Source organism: Streptomyces ipomoeae 91-03, assembly GCF_000317595.1.
In the GTDB taxonomy this organism is placed as follows: Bacteria; Actinomycetota; Actinomycetes; order Streptomycetales; family Streptomycetaceae; genus Streptomyces; species Streptomyces ipomoeae.
In genome coordinates this window covers 1-2,374 of sequence record NZ_AEJC01000280.1, presented here as the reverse complement: position 1 = coordinate 2,374, position 2,374 = coordinate 1, and the positions used below count along the sequence as shown (strand labels likewise).

1 protein-coding gene is annotated in these 2,374 nt (G+C 73.2%); it reads right to left on the bottom strand.

All coding sequences use genetic code 11. The features are described from left to right. Positions 1-206: 206 nt before the first annotated feature. Positions 207-2,138, bottom strand: a complete 1,932-nt coding sequence (gene uppS / locus STRIP9103_RS18510) for a polyprenyl diphosphate synthase (RefSeq protein ID WP_048820523.1) — start codon at positions 2,136-2,138, stop codon at positions 207-209. Between the last annotated feature and the right edge of the window lie 236 nt (positions 2,139-2,374).

Genomic DNA, 2,374 nt, shown 5'->3' with positions numbered 1-2,374 from the left:
GTCGCCCCCTCCGCCCCTACCCGTCCCGTCCCTGGGGGCGCTGCCCCAGGCCCCCGTGGGGTGGGTGGGCCGTCTGCGGGTGAGTGGGGGGAATCGCCCTTCGGGCTCGTCCTCAAACGCCGGACGGGCTGGTTGTCGCTGGGCTCGGTCTCAAAGGCCAGGTGGGCGGGATGCCGCTGGGCTCGGCCTCAAGTGGCCGTCGGCGGCTACGCGGCTCCCTTGCGGCGTTTGCGGTGGGTGTAGGTCTCCAGGGCCTGCCACAGGTCGCGGCGGTCCACTTCTGGCCAGGGCTGGTCGGTGAAGTGGAGTTCGGCGTAGTGGGCGTGCCAGGGGAGGAAGTTGGAGATGCGGAGTTCGCCGCTGGTGCGCCAGAGGAGGTCGACGTCGGGCATGGCGTGGTGAGGGAGGTGGGCGGCGAAGAGCTGTTCGGAGACCCGGGCCGGGTCCACCTCACCGGCCAGGGCCGCGCGGGCCAGTGACGCGCCGGCGCGGGCCAGTTCAGCTCGGCCGCCGTAGTTGACGCAGACGTTGAGGGTCAGACCCGTCCGGTGGCGGGTGGCGTGTTGCTGAGCACGGAGTACGTCCACCACGTCGTCCGGGAGGCCGTCGGGGGAACCCACCCAGCGCAGGCGTACGTCGTGGTCCAGCAACTCGCCGTCGAGGAGTTCGGCTCGCATGATCGCGAAGAGTTTGGCGACCTCGTCGGGGGACCGTTTCCAGTTCTCGGTGGAGAAGGCGTAGACGGTCAGATGCGGCAGGCCGATCTCCAGCGCGCCCTGGACGACGTCCCGCAGCGCGACCGCCCCGGCGCGATGGCCCTCGTCACGCGGCAGCCCGAGCCCGGTGGCCCAGCGGCCGTTGCCGTCCATGACGATCGCCACGTGCTGCGGGAGCTGGGACCGGGGGATCTCCGGCGGGCGGGCGCCGTCGTGGTGCGGGCGGGGTGGGAGGGGCGGTTCGGTGATTCGGGGGGAGATGTGGGGGGCGATCCGTTCGAGGCCGGAGGGCTCGCTCGATCCGGGGAGTGCCGGTGATCCCGGGAGTGCCGGTGATCCCGGAGGCGCGGTCGGGGTGGTGCCGTCAGTGGGGGCGGTTCCGGCCGTGTGCCTCGCCCCGGTCCGCCTTGCCGCGTCGGCGCCCGTGCTCGTCATGGGTGGCAGCGTCAGGCGCCACACCAGCGCGGACCTCGCCCGGGCCGGGGCGAGGATGCGCCACTGGGTGAGGCGGGGGACGCGTACCCGGCGGTGCAGTACCGCGGAGCCGGACCGCACGATCGCGTCCAACTCCGCCGCGAAGAGTTCCACCGCGGTGTCCAGCACGATCGCGGGGCCCAGTGGCAGGGTGCCGCGCAGGGCTCGGCGGGAACTGTGCAGCCAGTCGCGGGCCTGGTCGGCGAGGTGGGCCATGAGCTGTCGGACGGCGGGGGTCCAGCGGCGGGAGCGCAGGTCGGCCGGGGTGACGCCGAAGCGGTCGAGCACCTCGGTGGGGATCCACAGGGACTCGCCGTCGAGGTCGTCGACGAGGTCGCGGAGGGTGTCGGTGAGGTAGAGGCCCTCGACGAAGCGGGTGAAGCCCGGGAGGTCGCGGAGGCGTACGGGGACGGGCAGGCCGCAGCGGACCAGCATCCGCATGAGCTGTTCCGGCCAGCTGATGTTCTGGGCGTGGGCCCGCTCGCGCCACTCCTGCCAGGTCGTCACGGTGCTGCGGTCGTCGTCCCGCTGGACCGCGTCCAGCGCGCCGAGGAGGTCGCCGAGGTCCAGGCCCCAGTGCCACACCGAGTCGGTGAGCGCGAGTCGGATGGGGTCGTCGCTGGTGCCGCTCGTCAGGTCGGCCTCCAGGGCGGCCCGCCACTCCCGCAGGCGGCGGCTGCGCGCCTCCGGGGCGGCCTCGGCCTCCGCCTCGGCTTCGGCTTCGGCTTCGGCTTCGGCGTCTGTGGAGTCGAGCAGGTCGTCGGCGTAGGAGAAGGCGGCGTACAGGGCCCAGCAGGCGGGGCGGGCCGCCGGTGGCATCAACTGCATCAGGGCGTGCTCGGTGGGCCGGGTCGTGCGGACCAGGCGACGGCACTCCTCGTAGGCGGCGTCGAGGGACGCTCGCTCTCGGTCGGGTCGCGGGGGGGTGCGGCGCAAGGGGATCTCCACGTGGTTCGAGTGAGACCGATGAGACCGAGGTGACCGGTGAGGTCGACTCGGGTGGTGGCGATCGTCGTTGGTCGCCGCCAGCCGAGCACCGCCGGGATCTCCGGTACCGCTCGAACACGGAGCACGGCCATGCCTGTCCGTGACCCTACTACCAGGAGTTCAGCCGGTTTGCAGGTGGGGGCCGCCCGTCACCGACGGTGGCCCCCACGGCACCCGGCGGCTTCGGCTGGGCGGGG